Annotated in this window: 14 protein-coding genes and 1 pseudogene; 9 read left to right on the top strand and 6 right to left on the bottom strand. The window is 53.6% G+C overall.

Annotation, left to right across the window (positions count from 1 at the left end; genetic code table 11):
• Window positions 1–325: 325 nt before the first annotated feature.
• Window positions 326–1,681: a glutathione-disulfide reductase gene (gene gorA / locus L6J37_RS10260; protein ID WP_237794967.1), complete on the bottom strand. Its 1,356-nt coding sequence runs from the start codon at window positions 1,679–1,681 to the stop codon at window positions 326–328.
• 196 nt (window positions 1,682–1,877) lie between these two features.
• Complete coding sequence (locus L6J37_RS10255) at window positions 1,878–2,717, bottom strand: 23S rRNA (adenine(2030)-N(6))-methyltransferase RlmJ (RefSeq protein WP_192016069.1); 840 nt, start codon at window positions 2,715–2,717, stop codon at window positions 1,878–1,880.
• A gap of 191 nt (window positions 2,718–2,908) precedes the next feature.
• On the opposite strand from L6J37_RS10255, the gene prlC reads away from it, so the two are divergent.
• A complete protein-coding gene (gene prlC / locus L6J37_RS10250; RefSeq protein WP_237794965.1) occupies window positions 2,909–4,951 on the top strand; it encodes an oligopeptidase A in 2,043 nt (680 codons plus the stop codon).
• A gap of 89 nt (window positions 4,952–5,040) precedes the next feature.
• Here prlC and gppA read toward each other — a convergent pair whose 3' ends face one another.
• Together gppA and rhlB are read right to left on the bottom strand one after the other, a co-directional pair.
• Window positions 5,041–6,534 carry a guanosine-5'-triphosphate,3'-diphosphate diphosphatase gene (gene gppA, locus L6J37_RS10245; RefSeq protein ID WP_237794963.1) on the bottom strand — a complete coding sequence of 498 codons (1,494 nt, stop codon included), beginning with the start codon at window positions 6,532–6,534 and terminating at the stop codon, window positions 5,041–5,043.
• Between the two features lie 14 nt (window positions 6,535–6,548).
• Window positions 6,549–7,859 carry an ATP-dependent RNA helicase RhlB gene (gene rhlB, locus L6J37_RS10240; protein WP_027250484.1) on the bottom strand — a complete coding sequence of 437 codons (1,311 nt, stop codon included), beginning with the start codon at window positions 7,857–7,859 and terminating at the stop codon, window positions 6,549–6,551.
• A gap of 113 nt (window positions 7,860–7,972) precedes the next feature.
• On the opposite strand from rhlB, the gene trxA reads away from it, so the two are divergent.
• The 6 genes and pseudogenes from trxA to fre all read left to right on the top strand — a co-directional run bounded on the left by trxA (window position 7,973) and on the right by fre (window position 13,649).
• Window positions 7,973–8,299, top strand: coding sequence for a thioredoxin TrxA (trxA, locus tag L6J37_RS10235; RefSeq protein ID WP_046220469.1), 327 nt, complete (start codon window positions 7,973–7,975; stop codon window positions 8,297–8,299).
• 203 nt (window positions 8,300–8,502) lie between these two features.
• Window positions 8,503–9,768, top strand: coding sequence for a transcription termination factor Rho (gene rho / locus L6J37_RS10230; protein WP_046220468.1), 1,266 nt, complete (start codon window positions 8,503–8,505; stop codon window positions 9,766–9,768).
• Between the two features lie 225 nt (window positions 9,769–9,993).
• Window positions 9,994–10,989, top strand: a complete 996-nt coding sequence (locus L6J37_RS10225) for a hypothetical protein (RefSeq protein WP_218384556.1) — start codon at window positions 9,994–9,996, stop codon at window positions 10,987–10,989.
• A gap of 171 nt (window positions 10,990–11,160) precedes the next feature.
• Window positions 11,161–12,612 (top strand): annotated as a pseudogene (gene ubiD, locus L6J37_RS10220) (4-hydroxy-3-polyprenylbenzoate decarboxylase); the annotation flags it as partial.
• A gap of 53 nt (window positions 12,613–12,665) precedes the next feature.
• Window positions 12,666–12,929, top strand: a complete 264-nt coding sequence (locus tag L6J37_RS10215; RefSeq protein ID WP_237794962.1) for a 2Fe-2S iron-sulfur cluster-binding protein — start codon at window positions 12,666–12,668, stop codon at window positions 12,927–12,929.
• A gap of 9 nt (window positions 12,930–12,938) precedes the next feature.
• Complete coding sequence (gene fre / locus L6J37_RS10210) at window positions 12,939–13,649, top strand: NAD(P)H-flavin reductase (RefSeq protein ID WP_218384554.1); 711 nt, start codon at window positions 12,939–12,941, stop codon at window positions 13,647–13,649.
• Between the two features lie 74 nt (window positions 13,650–13,723).
• Here fre and L6J37_RS10205 read toward each other — a convergent pair whose 3' ends face one another.
• Together L6J37_RS10205 and L6J37_RS10200 are read right to left on the bottom strand one after the other, a co-directional pair.
• Window positions 13,724–14,596, bottom strand: a complete 873-nt coding sequence (locus L6J37_RS10205) for a carboxylate/amino acid/amine transporter (RefSeq protein WP_192016062.1) — start codon at window positions 14,594–14,596, stop codon at window positions 13,724–13,726.
• 137 nt (window positions 14,597–14,733) lie between these two features.
• The gene (locus L6J37_RS10200; protein WP_027250492.1) at window positions 14,734–15,156 is read right to left on the bottom strand and encodes a universal stress protein; all 423 of its coding nucleotides are present in this window, start codon (window positions 15,154–15,156) and stop codon (window positions 14,734–14,736) included.
• Window positions 15,157–15,397: 241 nt separating this feature from the next.
• Here L6J37_RS10200 and ftnA point away from each other — a divergent pair, with 241 nt between their 5' ends.
• Window positions 15,398–15,925, top strand: coding sequence for a non-heme ferritin (gene ftnA, locus L6J37_RS10195; RefSeq protein WP_027250494.1), 528 nt, complete (start codon window positions 15,398–15,400; stop codon window positions 15,923–15,925).
• A gap of 113 nt (window positions 15,926–16,038) precedes the next feature.
• Window positions 16,039–16,377: a universal stress protein UspB gene (gene uspB, locus L6J37_RS10190; protein ID WP_046220460.1), complete on the top strand. Its 339-nt coding sequence runs from the start codon at window positions 16,039–16,041 to the stop codon at window positions 16,375–16,377.
• Window positions 16,378–16,408 lie beyond the last annotated feature (31 nt).

Here is a 16,408-nt window from a genome sequence, read left to right as displayed (position 1 = left end):
TACATTTATGTGCGATATTCCAAGTTTTGATGACCAGAAATTATATAACCTCTATTGGTTTGGTTTTCAATGTAAGGCATCAGACTTTCCTCACATTGAAAAAGTGTTGAAGCAATATATTCGGTTTGCAGATTAACGTTCAGAATGAGCCTAAGGCTAATACGAGTGAGTGTTGCAATATGACCACAACAGTATCTTTACCCGAATACACGGAAGAGTATAAACAGCGCGACATGTTGTAACAGCGCTGAGGTGACGAGGACATAAAAAGACCAGCAATTCCGCTGGTCTTTTGTATGTTAATGCTGAACGTGATCCTGAGGGATTAACGCATGGTAACAAACTCTTCCGAGCCGGTTGGGTGGATGGCAACCACGCTGTCGAAATCGGCTTTGGTGGCGCCCATCTTCATGGCAACGCCGAAGCCCTGGATCATTTCGTCTACGGTATAACCAATGCCGTGCAGGCCGACTACAGTTTCTTCCGGGCCGGCGCAGACCAGTTTCATCTTACAAGGCTGGCGGTGGCTGGTGACGGCTGTGTACATGGCCGTAAAGCCGGACTGGTACACTTTCACATTCTCTTCGCCGTACTGGGCGATGGCTTCCTGCTCCGTCAGGCCAATAGTGCCGATTGGCGGATGGCTGAAGACCACGGTTGGCACCAGTTTGTAGTCCATCTTGGCGTCTGGCTTGTTGTTGAACAGGCGCTCAGACAACTGACGGCCGGCTTTGACGGCCACAGGAGTCAGCTCGATGCCGCCGTCCATGATGTCGCCGACACAGTAGATGCCAGGCACATTGGTCTGCTGATATTCATCGACCTTGATGTAGCCTTTGCCTGTGGTTTCCACACCGGTCGCGTTCAGGTTGATTTTGTGCGTCACAGGGTTGCGGCCGATGGCCCAGATCAGCAGATCGGTATTGTGTGAGTCGCCGTTTTCAAAATGCAGCGTGGTGGTGCCATCGGCTTCTTTCACCACTTCTTTGGGCACTGAGTGGGTGTGCAGGGTCGGGCCTTCGTTGTTCATGACTTCGACCAGGGTGTCGACAATCATGGGATCGAAGCTGCGCAGCGGCGATTCTTTACGTACGAACAGGTGGGTATCTGTACCCAGCGCGCTCAGCACACCGGCGATTTCGACTGCGATGTAACCGGCGCCGATAACAGCAGTACGTTTAGGCTGCTCGGTCAGCTCGAAGAAGCCGTTAGAGTCGATACCGTGTTCCGCACCCGGAATGTCCGGGATGGTTGGCTCACCGCCAACGGCAATCAGAATATGATCGGCAGTGAAATGCTGGCCGTTCACTTCCACGGTTTTGGCATCTACGAATTTGGCAAAGCCGTTGATCACTTCAATCTTGTTCTTGCCCAGCACGTTATCGTAGGCCTGATGGATGCGGCCGATATAGGCTTCGCGACTTTCCACCAGGGTTGCCCAGTTGAAGTTTTTCACGTCCACGTCAAAGCCGTAATCTTTGGCATACAGATGCATGGCTTCTGCAATCTGAGCGCCGTGCCACATCACTTTTTTCGGTACACAACCGACGTTGACACAGGTGCCGCCCAGGGCTTTGGCTTCAATCAGCGCGACTTTTGCGCCGTACATTGCCGCGCGGTTAGCTGATGCAATCCCGCCGCTGCCGCCACCAATACAGATGTAATCAAAATGCGTTGCCATGACTGTTCTCTCTATGCTGTGAAATCTTAGCTGGACGACAGTGTATACCTAAGTCGCCTTCAGATGCTAGGTTCGGCGAAACTGACGTCTTTGCCGTGGAATCTGTGGTGATCTTGATGCCGGGAAGCAAGGGAAGGGCCAATCATTCCGGTGCAGCATGCCTGGCTTTGCACCGGAGATCATTAAACGGCGGGGATTATTCCGGCACCACCCAGCGCAGTGTGGTGTGGCCGCGGGTGGGTGCAATCACAGACTGCAGCCAGGGCAGCAGGGCAGCCATCTGGCTTTCCAGCTTCCACGGCGGGTTGATGACAATCATGCCCGAGGCCGTCATGCCACGCTCTTCGGTATCCGGCTCGACACCCAGTTCAATCTGCAGAATGTTGCGGATCCCCAGGTTCTCCAGCTCTTCCAGCATGGCGTCGATATTGCTGCGGTATACCACAGGGTACCAGATGGCATAAGTGCCGGTCGCCCAGCGTCTGACGCTCTGACCTATGGCTTTCACCACATCCATGTACTCGTGTTTCAGCTCGTAGGGCGGGTCGATCAGCACCAGACCACGCCGTTCTTTGGGCGGCAAGCTGGCTTTGAGGCGGGCAAAACCGTCTTCTTTGTAGATACGTACCTGACGATCGCCGCGAAACTCCTGCAGCAGCAGCGGGAAATCGGTTGGGTGCAGTTCGGTCAGGATCATGCGGTCCTGGTCACGGATCTGGGCGCGGGCCACCTTGGGTGAACCCGGGTAGTAGCGCAGGGTGTCACCCTGGTTCAGAACCCGGATGGCATCCAGGTAAGAGGCCAGTGCTTCCGGCAGATCGTCGCGCTGCCACAGGCGTGCAATGCCTTGCAGGTATTCGCCGGTTTTTTCACTGCGCTCATCCTGCAGATCATAACGCCCCACACCCGAGTGGGTGTCGTGATACACAAAAGGTTTGTCCTTTTGCTTGAGCGCATCAAGGATCAGGCTTTGGACTATGTGTTTGATCACGTCAGCATGGTTGCCGGCGTGAAAACTGTGGCGATAACTCAGCATGGGTTACTCTGTGATGGTCGACGAAGGGCGTTATTATGGCGTAATCCGGCCGATTATGCAGCGGGATTGTGGTCTGTCATCCTCGCGGCCACTAAAATAGAGTGAACTACGAGCCTAAATTGCGCGAAGGGATTGAAAATCCCCTTATGCAGACGCATTTCCTCAGGAACCTACTTAAAAAGGATACGCTGATGTCGAACCCATTACTGACCATGACAGATCTGCCCCTGTTTTCGCAAATCAAACCCGAACACATCTTTCCTGCGGTTGAGCAGGCCATTAAAGACTGCCGGGCCAAGGTAGAAGACGTCCTGGCCAGCGGCGAGACACCCAGCTGGGACAGCATTTGTGCGCCGCTGGCGGAAACCGATGATCGTCTGAATCGCATCTGGTCACCGGTGGGCCATCTCAATGGGGTGAAAAACAGCCCGGAACTGCGCGAGGCCTATGAAAGCTGTCTGCCCATGCTGTCGGACTACAGCACCTGGCTGGGTCAGCACAAGGGTCTGTATGAAGCCTACAAAAGTATCCGCCACAGCGATGCGTTTGCGACCCTGTCTCAGGCGCAGAAAAAATCCATTACCGATGCACTGAAAGACTTCGAGTTGTCGGGCATCGGCCTGCCCGCGAGTGAACAGCACCGTTATGGTGAAATCAGCAAGCGTTTGTCTGAGCTGTCGTCATCTTTCAGCAACAATGTGCTCGATGCCACTATGGGCTGGAGCAAGCTGATTGCCGATGCCGGCGAGTTGTCGGGCCTGCCGGAGTCGGCATTGCAAGCGGCCGCGGCGGCGGCGGAAGACAAAGGTGAGCAGGGTTATCTGTTTACGTTGGAAATTCCCTCCTACCTGCCTGTCATGAGCTACTGTGATAATCGCGAACTGCGCCGTGAAATGTACGAAGCCTTCGTGACCCGTGCCTCGGATCGCGGCCCGAACGCGGGCAAATGGGATAACAGTGAAATCATTGCTGAAAAACTCAAACTCAGCCATGAACTGGCCCGTTTGCTGGGCTTTAATACCTACAGCGAGAAGTCGCTGGCCACCAAGATGGCGGAATCCACCGATCAGGTGCTGGGGTTCCTCAATGATCTGGCCGCCCGCGCTAAGCCGCAGGGCGAACAGGAAGTGGCAGAGCTGCGTGAGTTTGCCCGCAGCGAGTTCGGTGCCGATGCACTGGAGCCCTGGGATATTCCTTACTATGCCGAGAAACTGAAACAGCACAGATACAGCATTTCCGATGAGCAGCTGCGGCCGTATTTCCCGGAGCAGAAAGTGGTGTCCGGCTTGTTTGAGGTGCTCAAGCGTGTCTTTGGCATGACAGTGACTGAGCGTGAAGGCGTGGATGTCTGGGATCCGAGTGTCCGTTTCTACGATATTTTTGATGCCAGCGGCGAACTGCGCGGCAGTTTCTACCTGGATCTGTATGCCCGCGAGCACAAGCGCGGTGGTGCCTGGATGGACGAATGTATCGTGCGCCGCGTGCGTCAGGACGGCAGTCTGCAGCACCCGGTGGCCTACCTGACCTGTAACTTCAACAAACCGGTTGGCGGTAAGCCAGCGCTGTTTACCCACGATGAAGTGGTGACCCTGTTCCACGAAACCGGCCACGGTATTCACCATATGCTGACCAAGGTTGATGAGTCTTCGGTCTCTGGCATCAATGGTGTGCCCTGGGATGCGGTAGAACTGCCGAGTCAGTTCCTGGAAAACTGGTGCTGGGAAGAAGAGGCGCTGGCTTTTATCTCCGGCCATTATGAAACCGGTGAGCCTTTGCCGGCCGAATTGCTGGGGAAAATGCTGGCGGCGAAGAATTTCCATTCTGCACTGGGTATGCTGCGCCAGCTGGAATTCGGTCTGTTCGATTTCTCACTCTACACCAATTACGATCCGGAAACGGGCGCGCAGGTGCTCGATACACTGGCTGCTATCAAGCGTCAGGTGTCTGTGCTACCAAGCCCGGAATGGGGCCGATTCCCGCACAGTTTCGGCCATATCTTTGCTGGTGGTTACAGCGCGGGCTACTACAGTTACCTGTGGGCTGAAGTATTGTCATCCGATGCCTATTCCCGCTTCGAGGAAGAAGGTATTTTTAACCCGCAAACCGGGGCGGATTTCCTGGCCTGTATTCTTGAGCGCGGTGGCAGTGAGGAGCCGATGGATTTGTTCAAACGCTTCCGCGGCCGCGAGCCTAAGATCGATGCCCTGCTGCGTCACAGCGGTATCACAGGTTAAAGATACTCGATTCTACGATCAGACAAGGCTCCCGTCGGGAGCCTTTTTTATGAGCATTGTCTTGAGCCACAGTGTTATGTGGCAGGTGTTCAGCTTTCTTCGCTGATCTGCAGTGGCCAGCCGAGATCGCTTTGGCGGTGGGCTTCCTGTTGTAACTCAGCATCAGTCAGCGGATTGGCTGTCAGCCAGGCTTTTGGCAGTATCAGGGTGAGCTGATTGTCATCGACCGTCAGGTGCGCAGGGGGCTGGTGCTGGCTGTCACGCCGGTGGCAGAGAATGACCGCCAGGCGCAGCAGGCGCAAGATACGCACAGCGTTGATTGCGGGGATGGCATGCTGTTCCGGCAGGCTGGTCAGGTTGTCCCTGTGCCTGCGCAGCAGCTCGCCCAGCAGGTGTTTCTGCGCGCGGGTAAAACCGGGCAAGTCCAGATGCTGGACCAGATAGGCGGCATGATCGCCGTTTTGCTTGAAGCAGATACCTGTGCCTATTTCGTGCAAGATGGCGCTGGACTGGAGCAAAGAGCGGGCTTGCTCATCGGTCTGCCAGGCGGGCTGACAGTCCTCCAGTAAAGCCTGCGCGGTGTCGGCCACGGTTTGCGCATGTTCGGTATCAATCTGAAAACGGTATTGCAGGCTGTTCAGGGTTCTGGCTCGCACATCGTCGTGACGCATCTGGCTCATCATGTCATACACCATGCCTTCGCGCAGGGCGCCGCCGGCCAGTGTCATGGTTTGGATGTCCAGCGATTCAAACAAGGCGATCAGAATCGACAGGCCACTCGGAAACACCAGGGCCCGTTCTAATGTCAGCCCTTCAATATCAAGATCTTCCAGGCGTTCGTATTGCATGGCCTGACGCTGCAGACGCTTGAGTTTAGACAGGGTGATCAGCTCGTCCATGCCCTGGGCAACCATGATTTCCTGCAGCGCCTGTACGGTGCCGCTGGCGCCGACACAGTGGTCCCAACCCAGTTTGCGGTAGGGCTCCACGATAGGCGCAATGGCTTGTTTTGCCGCCAGGATTGCCGCGCTGAAATTGTCGGCTGACAAGTGCCTGTCTTTGAAATAGCGTTCCAGCCAGGTGACACAACCCATTTTCAGGCTGGTCAGTGCCTTGGCATCAAAACCTTCACCGATAATGACTTCAGTACTGGCCCCACCGATATCGACGACCAGGCGTTTTCCCTGACCGCCAGAGGTGTGTGCAACGCCCTGGTAGATAATGCGTGCTTCCTCTTCACCAGGAATAATGTCGATGGGGTGACCCAGTATACTGATGGCTCTGGAAAGAAAGTCTTCGGCATTCACGGCGGTTCGCAGTGCCGCGGTACCAACAATGCGGACCCGTTCAGCCGGAATATCCTGCAATCGTTCTGCAAACATTGCCAGGCATTCCCAGCCGCGCTGCATGGCTTCCTGGCTCAGTTCATTCTGGCCGTTAAGGCCGGCTGCCAGCCGTACTTTGCGCTTGATTTTAGCCAGCGTATGCACACTGCCTGCGACTTCACGCACGATCCACATGTGAAAACTGTTAGAGCCAAGGTCAATGGCTGCATACAGCGGGGATACGACACAACTTTCCATAGCGTCTTCTTCAGTTACTGTGTTTTCTGTGGTGAGCGACGGCGGTTATTACTGCGCTGGCGTCCCTGTCCTTGTCCCTGACGGGAACCACTGTTGCGACGACCACCGCTCTGGCGAGGTGCCCGCTGGAATTTTACCGGTGGCGGCAGATCATCCAGCAGCGCTTCGGCATCGTATTTTGATTGCGGAATCGTGTGCTCGATGTAGGTTTCAATCGCCGTCAGATTAATGGCGTATTCTTCACAGGCAAAGCTGATGGAATGACCGCTTTCGCCGGCACGACCGGTACGGCCAATACGGTGAACATAGTCTTCGGCATCGTCAGGCAGATCGTAGTTAAAGACGTGAGTCACCTGAGGAATGTGCAGACCGCGCGCCGCGACGTCGGTTGCCACCAGGATATCAACTTCACCTTGGGTGAACTGCTCCAGAATGCGTACGCGCTTTTTCTGCGGCACGTCGCCGGTCAGCAGGCCAACACGGTGGTTATCGGCTTCCAGGTGCGCCCAGATGTCTTCACAACGGTGTTTGGTGTTGGCAAAAATGATGGCGCGATCCGGCCAGTCTTCTTCGATCAGGGTCTGCAGCAAACGCATTTTGTCCTGATTGGACGGGTAGAACAGCTCTTCCTGGATACGGTGACCGGTTTTTTGCTCAGGCTCAACCACCACACTTTCCGGGTTGTTCATGTGCTCGAACGCCAGCTCTTTGACCCGGTATGACAGGGTGGCAGAGAACAGCATGTTCAGGCGTCCTTTCGGGCTTGGCATACGTCGGAACAGGAAACGGATATCTTTGATAAAGCCCAGATCGAACATACGGTCGGCTTCATCCAGTACCACAACCTGAATGCTGTGCAGATCTATCACACGCTGCTTGTAGAAATCGATGATACGGCCACAGGTGCCGATCAGAATATCTACACCGTTTTCCAGGTGCTGTTTCTGTTTTTCGTACGCTTCGCCACCATAAGCCAGACCGGCTTTCAGGCCAGTGCTTGCCAGCAACGGTGCGGCATCATTGTAAATCTGAATGGCCAGTTCCCGTGTAGGTGCCATAATAATTGCACGGGGCTGATTGGTTTTTCGCTCCTCGGATGCTGGGTTCAGCATCAAGTGGTTAAAGGTCGCTGTCAGGAAAGCCAGGGTCTTACCAGTCCCTGTTTGTGCCTGACCAGCAATGTCACGGCCGGAGAGCAATACCGGCAATGCCAGGGCCTGGATAGGGGTGCAGTTATGAAACCCCTTGTCTTCCAGTCCTTGTAAAACCAGGGGGTTTAGTCCCAGGTCGGCAAATTTCTGCTCTGTGATATGAGTCGTCTTCATTCGTATAGAATATCAGCTTAGGGTTGCAATACGAAACGTATTCAATTCAAATAGGGCATCGATTTGCTGGTTAAAATAGAATCAGCGTTGAAAATCAACCATTGGAGTGGAAGATGAGCGACAAGATTGTGCAGCTGACAGACGCAAGTTTTGATAACGATGTGATTAACGCTGCAGGCCCAGTTTTAGTCGATTTTTGGGCTGAGTGGTGCGGACCGTGTAAAATGATCGCGCCAATTCTTGACGAAATCGCAGACGAGTACCAAGACAAGCTGACTATCGGAAAGCTGAACATAGATCACAATGCCGCGACACCACCAAAATTTGGTATCCGTGGTATTCCGACTCTGTTGCTGTTCAAAGACGGCAATGTGGCTGCGACCAAAGTCGGCGCACTGTCTAAGTCTCAACTGAAAGAGTTTCTGGACGCCAACCTGTAATTGGCCTACAGTAACGCGAAACCGCGTACAATGATCCTTTTGTACGCGGTGTCTTTTTCAGGCCACTAGACGGATGCTGGCTTTAGTGCTAAGTTATTGCACGTAAATTATACGACAGTTCATTTCTTGACCAGCCCCATTGGTCGAAGCTTTTCTCAATTAACCATAGAACCCCTAATTTGACTGACAAGAAACCCACCACTATGAATCTTACAGAACTGAAGAACCAGCCTATCTCAAAGTTGGTTGCGCTCGGCGAAAGCTTAGGACTCGAAAACCTAGCGCGTTTGAGAAAACAGGACATCATCTTTGCCATTCTCAAACAGCACGCGAAAAGTGGTGAGGACATTTTTGGCGACGGGGTTTTGGAAATTCTGCAGGACGGCTTTGGCTTCCTTCGTAGCGCAGACAGTTCATACCTGGCAGGCCCGGATGATATTTATGTCTCACCAAGCCAGATTCGCCGCTTCAACCTGCGTACCGGTGATACCATTTCAGGTAAAATCCGGCCACCAAAAGACGGTGAACGCTACTTTGCCCTGCTGAAAGTCAACGAAGTAAACCACGACAAACCAGACAACGCCCGCAACAAGATCCTGTTTGAAAACCTTACCCCGCTGCACGCCAATGATCGCATGCGTATGGAACGTGGTAACGGCTCAACCGAAGACATTACTGCTCGTGTACTGGATCTGGCCTCACCTATCGGTAAGGGTCAGCGTGGTCTGATTGTTGCACCGCCAAAAGCGGGTAAGACTATGCTGTTGCAGAACATTGCACAGAGCATTGCTTACAATCACCCAGAGTGTGAGCTGATGGTGCTGCTGATTGACGAGCGTCCTGAAGAAGTGACCGAGATGCAGCGTCTGGTAAAAGGCGAAGTGATTGCTTCTACCTTTGACGAGCCGGCTTCCCGCCACGTTCAGGTTGCCGAAATGGTGATCGAAAAGGCCAAGCGACTGGTTGAGCATAAAAAAGATGTGGTTATCCTGCTGGATTCTATTACCCGTCTGGCCCGTGCGTACAACACAGTGGTGCCATCTTCCGGTAAAGTACTGACCGGTGGTGTCGACGCCAACGCCCTGCACCGTCCGAAGCGTTTCTTCGGTGCGGCCCGTAATGTGGAAGAAGGCGGTAGCCTGACCATCATCGCGACGGCACTGGTTGATACCGGTTCTAAGATGGACGAAGTGATCTACGAAGAGTTTAAAGGTACAGGTAACATGGAACTGCACCTGTCGCGTAAGATTGCCGAGAAGCGAGTATTCCCTGCGATTGACTTCAACCGTTCCGGTACCCGTCGTGAAGAGCTGCTGGCCAAGCCGGATGAGCTGCAGAAGATGTGGATCCTGCGTAAGATCGTTCATCCAATGAATGAGACCGACAGCATGGAATTCCTGATCGACAAGCTGGGCATGACCAAGACCAACGACGAGTTCTTCGAAGCGATGCGTCGTCAGAAGTCCTGATTCCATTGGCTTGATGTCACAGATTGTATAAACGCCACCTTGTGTGGCGTTTTTTTATTGCTGATAATATCGGCATGTTGTTTGAAACAGCATTCAATTGACGACTGAGGTTATCCTCTTTCAGACTTTGCCGGTCTGCCAGGAAGGTGGGCTGAAATGGACCTGATGCTCAGCGGCTCGGGAACCAACAATGAATCAAGTCAGCAATGACATGGAGTATGCAACATGCAACATGGAAGAGGCATGTGGGTCTGGTTGTGGTTACTGCTGGTCGCGCTACCCCTGAGGGCTGATGAAATCAGTCAGCAGGAATACCAGCAGGTCACGCAGGACATCACACCGGCATTAAAATCGCTCAAAACCCTGTACCGGGAAAGTGATATTGCCCAGCTCAATTATCAGCTGGCTGATTTCTCTGTGCTGGAGCAGGAAGCCCTGCGTTCGGCACTGGTGGACTACGCCCATACATTGAAAAAGCTGGATGATGAAAAGATCGCCTGGCTTGAAACACAAGCGGCCCGACAATCACGTTTCACCCTGACAGAACAGGGCGATGGCTACCGGGTTACCCGGGCAGCATTTACCTACGGTACCCGGGCACACCAGCTGTTGCAGCGCTGGCAGCGTGAGCAGCTGGCGGAATCCTTTGTCCGTCAGGTTGATGCCGGTGATTTAGTGCTGGCAGACTGGCTGGCCGGTGATCTCAATACCCAGCGCACCCGGCGCGATATTGCCCTGGCGCAGCTTTCTGCGCTGTCCGGCACAGGCGTGAGGTATCTTGCCGATCAGTTTCTGTCCGACAGACAACTGCTTTGGCTGTCTGATAACGGCTTACTGGCCAAGCTGGCCGCGATAACCGGGGATGAAGGTTTGTACCAGCAATTGTGGCGTCGTCGCACCGATCAGTACAGCCGGGCCGAGCTGAACCGGCTGGCAGATGATCTGCCGGGCAAACTGGCTGTGAGCCAACTGATGGCCGCAACTCGTAATCCCTCCCTGAAAGCTCAGGCATACCAGGCACTGGCTACCCTCAAGCCACTGCCGGACGAGGTGGAAATCTTTCTGTTAGCCAAGCTGTCCGAGCCGGAAGATGGTGAGCTGGTGGCCAGTAAACTGGTCAATCAGGGTCATGCTAGCTGGCTCACCACACTCGCCGCAGGCACTAAGAGTTACACGTTAAAGCGTAATCTGGAAACCGCTTTATCGGCATCCATGCCCTGATGCCCGGTACAGTGCGCTGCAGGGGCGGGAAGATTTCTTTTCAGTACCTTGTTTTACCACCAATAAATGCCTGCATCACAAGCATCTTGTCAGGGATTCAGTATATAATGTGTCCTATTTTTATCCCGGCTGTCCGTAAGCCGGGTCGAGCAAAACAGATAGGGTGCAGGAATGAAACTCAATGATTTGCGCGACTTTATCGCCTACCTGGAAGAGCGTGGGCAACTTAAGCGCATCAAGCAGCCAATCGATCCCCGGTATGAAATGACTGAAATCTGCGACCGCACCCTGCGGGCAGGCGGACCGGCATTACTGTTTGAAAATCCGGTGGGTTACGATATCCCTGTGCTGGCGAACCTGTTTGGCACAACCGAGCGGGTTGCTATGGGCATGGGACGTGAGGATGTGCTGGAGCTACGGGAAGTCGGCAAACTGCTGGCGTATCTCAAAGAGCCGGAACCGCCGAAAGGCTTCCGTGATGCCATCGACAAGCTGCCGGTCTTCAAGCAAGTCCTTAATATGCCTGCCAAGCGCCTGAGCAAAGCGCCGTGCCAGCAGATCGTCTGGCAGGGCGATGAGGTCGATCTCGATAAGATTCCGGTCATGAGTTGCTGGCCGGGCGATGTGGCGCCGCTGCTGACCTGGGGGCTGACGATTACCCGCGGCCCGGAAAAGAAACGCCAGAACCTGGGCATTTACCGTCAGCAGAAGCTGAGCAAGAACAAAGTGATCATGCGCTGGCTGGCTCACCGAGGCGGTGCGCTGGACATGCGCGAGTTCATGCAGGCCCATCCCGGCGAGAAATTTCCGGTTTCTGTCGCTTTTGGGGCCGATCCGGCAACGATTCTCGGGGCGGTAACGCCTGTGCCTGATACCTTGTCTGAGTATGCCTTTGCCGGTCTGCTGCGCGGCAGCAAGACCGAGGTGGTCAAAAGCATCAGCAATGATCTGGATGTGCCGGCCAGCGCAGAAATCGTGCTGGAAGGCTATATTGATCCCAATGAATACGCAGACGAAGGCCCGTACGGTGACCATACCGGGTATTACAACGAAGTGGAAAGCCACCACGTTTTTACCGTCACACACGTGACTATGCGCAAAGATCCGATTTACCACAGCACCTATACCGGCCGCCCGCCGGATGAACCGGCTGTGCTGGGCGTGGCGCTCAATGAAGTGTTTGTGCCGATTCTGCAAAAGCAGTTTCCGGAAATTGTCGATTTTTACCTGCCGCCGGAAGGGTGTTCCTACCGTATGGCCGTAGTGACAATGAAGAAACAGTATCCGGGCCATGCCAAGCGGGTGATGATGGGCGTGTGGTCTTTCCTTCGCCAGTTCATGTACACCAAGTTCGTGATAGTCTGTGACGATGATGTTAATGCCCGTGACTGGAATGACGTGATCTGGGCGATTACCACCCGGATGGATCCGGCGCGGGATACTGTGATGATAGAAAACACCCCGATCGATTCGCTGGATTTTGCCTCGCCTGTGGTTGGCCTGGGGTCAAAGATGGGTCTGGATGCCACCAATAAATGGCAGGGTGAAACACAGCGCGAGTGGGGGACACCTATCATTAAAGACCCGGAAGTGGTTGCTAAGGTGGACGCCATTTGGGATGAACTGGGTATTCTGGCGCAATAACGCCGGATAACGCAGCAAGAAGGTTTACCGCAATGTATCAGGTTCGTGTGTTGCCGCAGGACATCATGTTCAGCGTCGGGGAAGAGGAAACCCTGTTGAGCGCAGCACGCCGGGCAGGACTGGCTTTCCCCCACCGCTGTCAGGTCGGGGTGTGTGCCACTTGTTTATGCCGCAAGCTGGCGGGTGAGGTCACTTACCGGCTGGCACCGGTGCTGACGGAGAAAGAGCAGGCTGAGGGATGGATATTTCCCTGCCTGGCTATGGCCCGCAGCGATCTGGTACTGACTTTGGAATAGAGGAACAGAATGTCGATTCAGTGTGAAGTGAAGTCAGTCGAGTCACTGGCGTGTAATACGTACCGTATCCTGTTGCAACCTAAGCAACAGGTTGATTTTAAAGCCGGGCAGTATTTGCTGGCGGTGATGGGTGAAAAAGACAAGCGTGCATTTTCCATTGCCAGCAGCCCTTGCCGCAGTGGCGAGCTGGAACTGCACATAGGTGCGGCTGACCACAATCCCTATGCTATGGAAGTGGTGGAAGCCATGCGTCAGGCGATGGAAGACGGCAGGGCATTTGATGTCGAAGCCCCGCTGGGTGATGCCTGGTTGCGTGAAGACAGTAATCAGCCTTTGCTGCTGATTGCCGGCGGCACGGGCTTTTCCTACGTGCGCAGCCTGCTGGATAACTGCCTGAGCCGCGGCATGAAGCAGCCGATTTTTGTGTACTGGGGCGGCCGTGATGAATGCCAGCTGTATGCCCATGACGAGCTCGTTGCACTGGCTGCCAAGCACGCTAATCTGACTTATGTCCCTGTGGTAGAAAGTGCGCCACCAGCCTGGCAGGGCAAAGTGGGTAACGTGCTCGAAGCGGTGAATGACGATTTTGTCAGCCTGTCTTCTTATGACATTTATATCTGTGGCCGTTTTGAGATGGCGGGTACTGCCCGTGAACAGTTTACGGCTGAGAAAGGGGCCGATCGCGAGCGGATGTATGCCGACGCTTACGCCTTTATCTGATTGTTGCTGGTAAAAAGAAAAGCCCCTGGTATCGGTGGATGTCAGGGGCTTTTTTATACAGGCGGGAAAAGTTATCAGGCGTGGGCGGCCGCGACGCGGCGCTTGACCCAGGTTTCATTGACCCACAGCGACAGCAGGATAATAGCGCCGCCCACGATCAGACGCGGGTAGTCGACATCCCGGTTCCAGATCACGAGGTTAACGATAAGACCCGCCGGTACCAGGGCGTTGTTCATGATAGCCAGCGCCCCGGCGTTTACCAGGGTTGCTCCCTTATTCCAGATGAAATAGCCCAGACCGGAAGCGACAATACCCAGATACACCAGAATGCCCCATTGGGTGTCGGTGGTCGGCAGTTTTTCTGTGTTGCCGAACAGTAAAAACATCGGCAGGGCCACGCAGACGGCACCGAGATAGAACAGGCCAAATACCGTGTGCTGAGGCAGATCGGCCTGCTCTTTTTCCATGATGACTTTGTAACCCACCTGGCCGATGGCAAAGCACAGGTTAGCCCCCTGCACAATCAGGAAACCGAGCACAAAGTCTTCATTGATGCCTTCGAATTTGATGACGGCGGCGCCTAATACCGCAATGACGGCGGTGATCAGATACCAGGCCGAAAAACGGCGCTGCAGCAAATCATAAATGAGGGTGACATAAATGGGGGTAAAAATGGTGAACAGCAGCACTTCCGGCACCGACAGGTAAAGGAAAGACTGGTAGTAAAAGCAGTACATGATGCCGAGCTGAAAAGCACCCACCACCATGAGTTTCAGTGCCAGCTTGACCGTCAGGTGCTGACGACGCAGAAACGGCAAGAATACCAGGGCGGCCAGTGCCACCCGGGTCAGTACCGAGAACCAGGCATCGACCTGCCCGGCCAGATAAACCCCAATCAGGCTGAAGGAAAACGCCCAGAGCAGCGTAATCGCAGTTAAGTATCCCATTTGACATGTCCTTTGAATTTTGGCCGCCTAGTGTAACCGAAATTCAGTGATAGCCAATGAGAGGCTGGTCTGTCCAGATCAGGCACTGGCTGGCGTTCACAGTGGCCAGCCAGGATAGTTATCTGTACGGGGTGTGATCAGTGCAGCGGCACCATCAGTAAATCCACCGGGGTATGATTAATTAACTGTTTGGTCGAAGACAGAATTTTGCTCCAGAAATCCTGGTGGTGGCCGCAGATCATCAAATCAACATCAGACTGTTTGATGGTATTGCAGATTTCATCGCTCAGATCGCCGCTGCCGACAAAAGTATGAGTTACAGGATAGTTTGCTTTTTTAGCCAGATCCTGCAATTGCTCCTGGGCGTTATCCGCCATGCGGTACTGGGCTTCGGCCATGTTGATATCAATCAGGCCGGTATACAGCTCGGCATAGTTGGTATCTATGTGGATCAGAGACAGCTTGGCCCCCAGTTTCTCTGCCAGCGCAGCCCCTTTGCTGACCAGAATGTGACTGTCTTCAGATAAATCAACCGCAACCAGAATATGTTGATAGGTCATAACCCGCTCTCCTGTAAGGTTTTTTATATGCTAGCATGGCGTATGGGTAAAAAATGCCGTGCTGATCGCATTGCTGACGCTAACGGAAAATTCTGTGACACGTTAGGTAAGCAGTTGGATCGTTTTGGGATTTTTATTGCTTACCGGCAGGTTAAGCATGATACCTTGTCGTATGAGTTGCAAACTCAGTTATGCATAGTGACAATGTGTTTATTACACTTGATTAGGAAGGAGTAGTTCGATGCTTGCTCAAGCAATGGTTGAGAAACTGAATGAACAAATCAATTTGGAGTTCTTTTCATCCAACCTGTACCTGCAGATGAGTGCATGGTGCGAAGATAAGGGCTTTGAAGGAGCGGCAGAGTTCCTGCGCATTCATGCAGCAGAAGAGATGCAGCACATGCAACGTCTGTTTACCTATGTCAGCGAGACGGGTGCATTGCCGATTCTGGGTACGATTGAAGCACCGCAGCATGAGTTCAGTTCACTGGGTGAAGTGTTCCGCGCCACTTACGAACATGAGCGACTGATCACTGAGCGTATTAACAAGCTGGCACATGTGGCGTTTACCACTCAGGACTACTCAACGTTTAACTTCTTACAGTGGTATGTTTCAGAGCAACACGAAGAAGAGAAATTGTTTAAAGGTATTCTGGACAAGATCGAACTGGTGGGTGAAGACGGCAAAGCCTTGTTCTTCATTGACAAAGATCTTGCCGCCATGGCGAAGCAGGAATCCAGCTCTGTCATGGGTCAGCAGGCCGGCTAACAGGCTCTGGGAAATGCACGGCGGCGCCCCTTTCCGAAAGTGCGTCGCTGCTGTTTGCACCCCCCAACCCTTCCCGGCCAGCAAAGAACCATGGTCGTTGTTCGGAGGGTGTTATGTTTAGTGGTGATGCAATTCTGATGGCCCTGTTTCTGGTGGCTGTAGTCAATATCTCTCGTTATGTCAGCACGCTGAAAACCTTACTGGTGGTGATGCGTGACTGTGACCCGCTGCTGTACCAGCAGGTAGACGGCCGGGGCTTTTTCTCCTCCCAGGGGAATGTGAACAAGCAAATCCGGCTTTTCCATTACATCCGCAGCCAGCAGTACCATAAGCACCACGACGAGCTTTTCATGGCCAAGTGCGACAAGGTACGCAAGCTGTTTGTCCTTGCCAGTACCAGCCTGATGGTGTTCCTGGTTTCTATCTTTGTCGTCGCTTATCTGGGAATTTGATCGATTATTGCCGACAGATTTGGTAATCCGC

The sequence above is a fragment of the Photobacterium sp. WH77 genome, from assembly GCF_022014395.1.
GTDB classification, from domain to species: domain Bacteria; phylum Pseudomonadota; class Gammaproteobacteria; order Enterobacterales; family Vibrionaceae; genus Photobacterium; species Photobacterium arenosum.
This window is presented reverse-complemented; position numbering and strand designations above follow the sequence as displayed.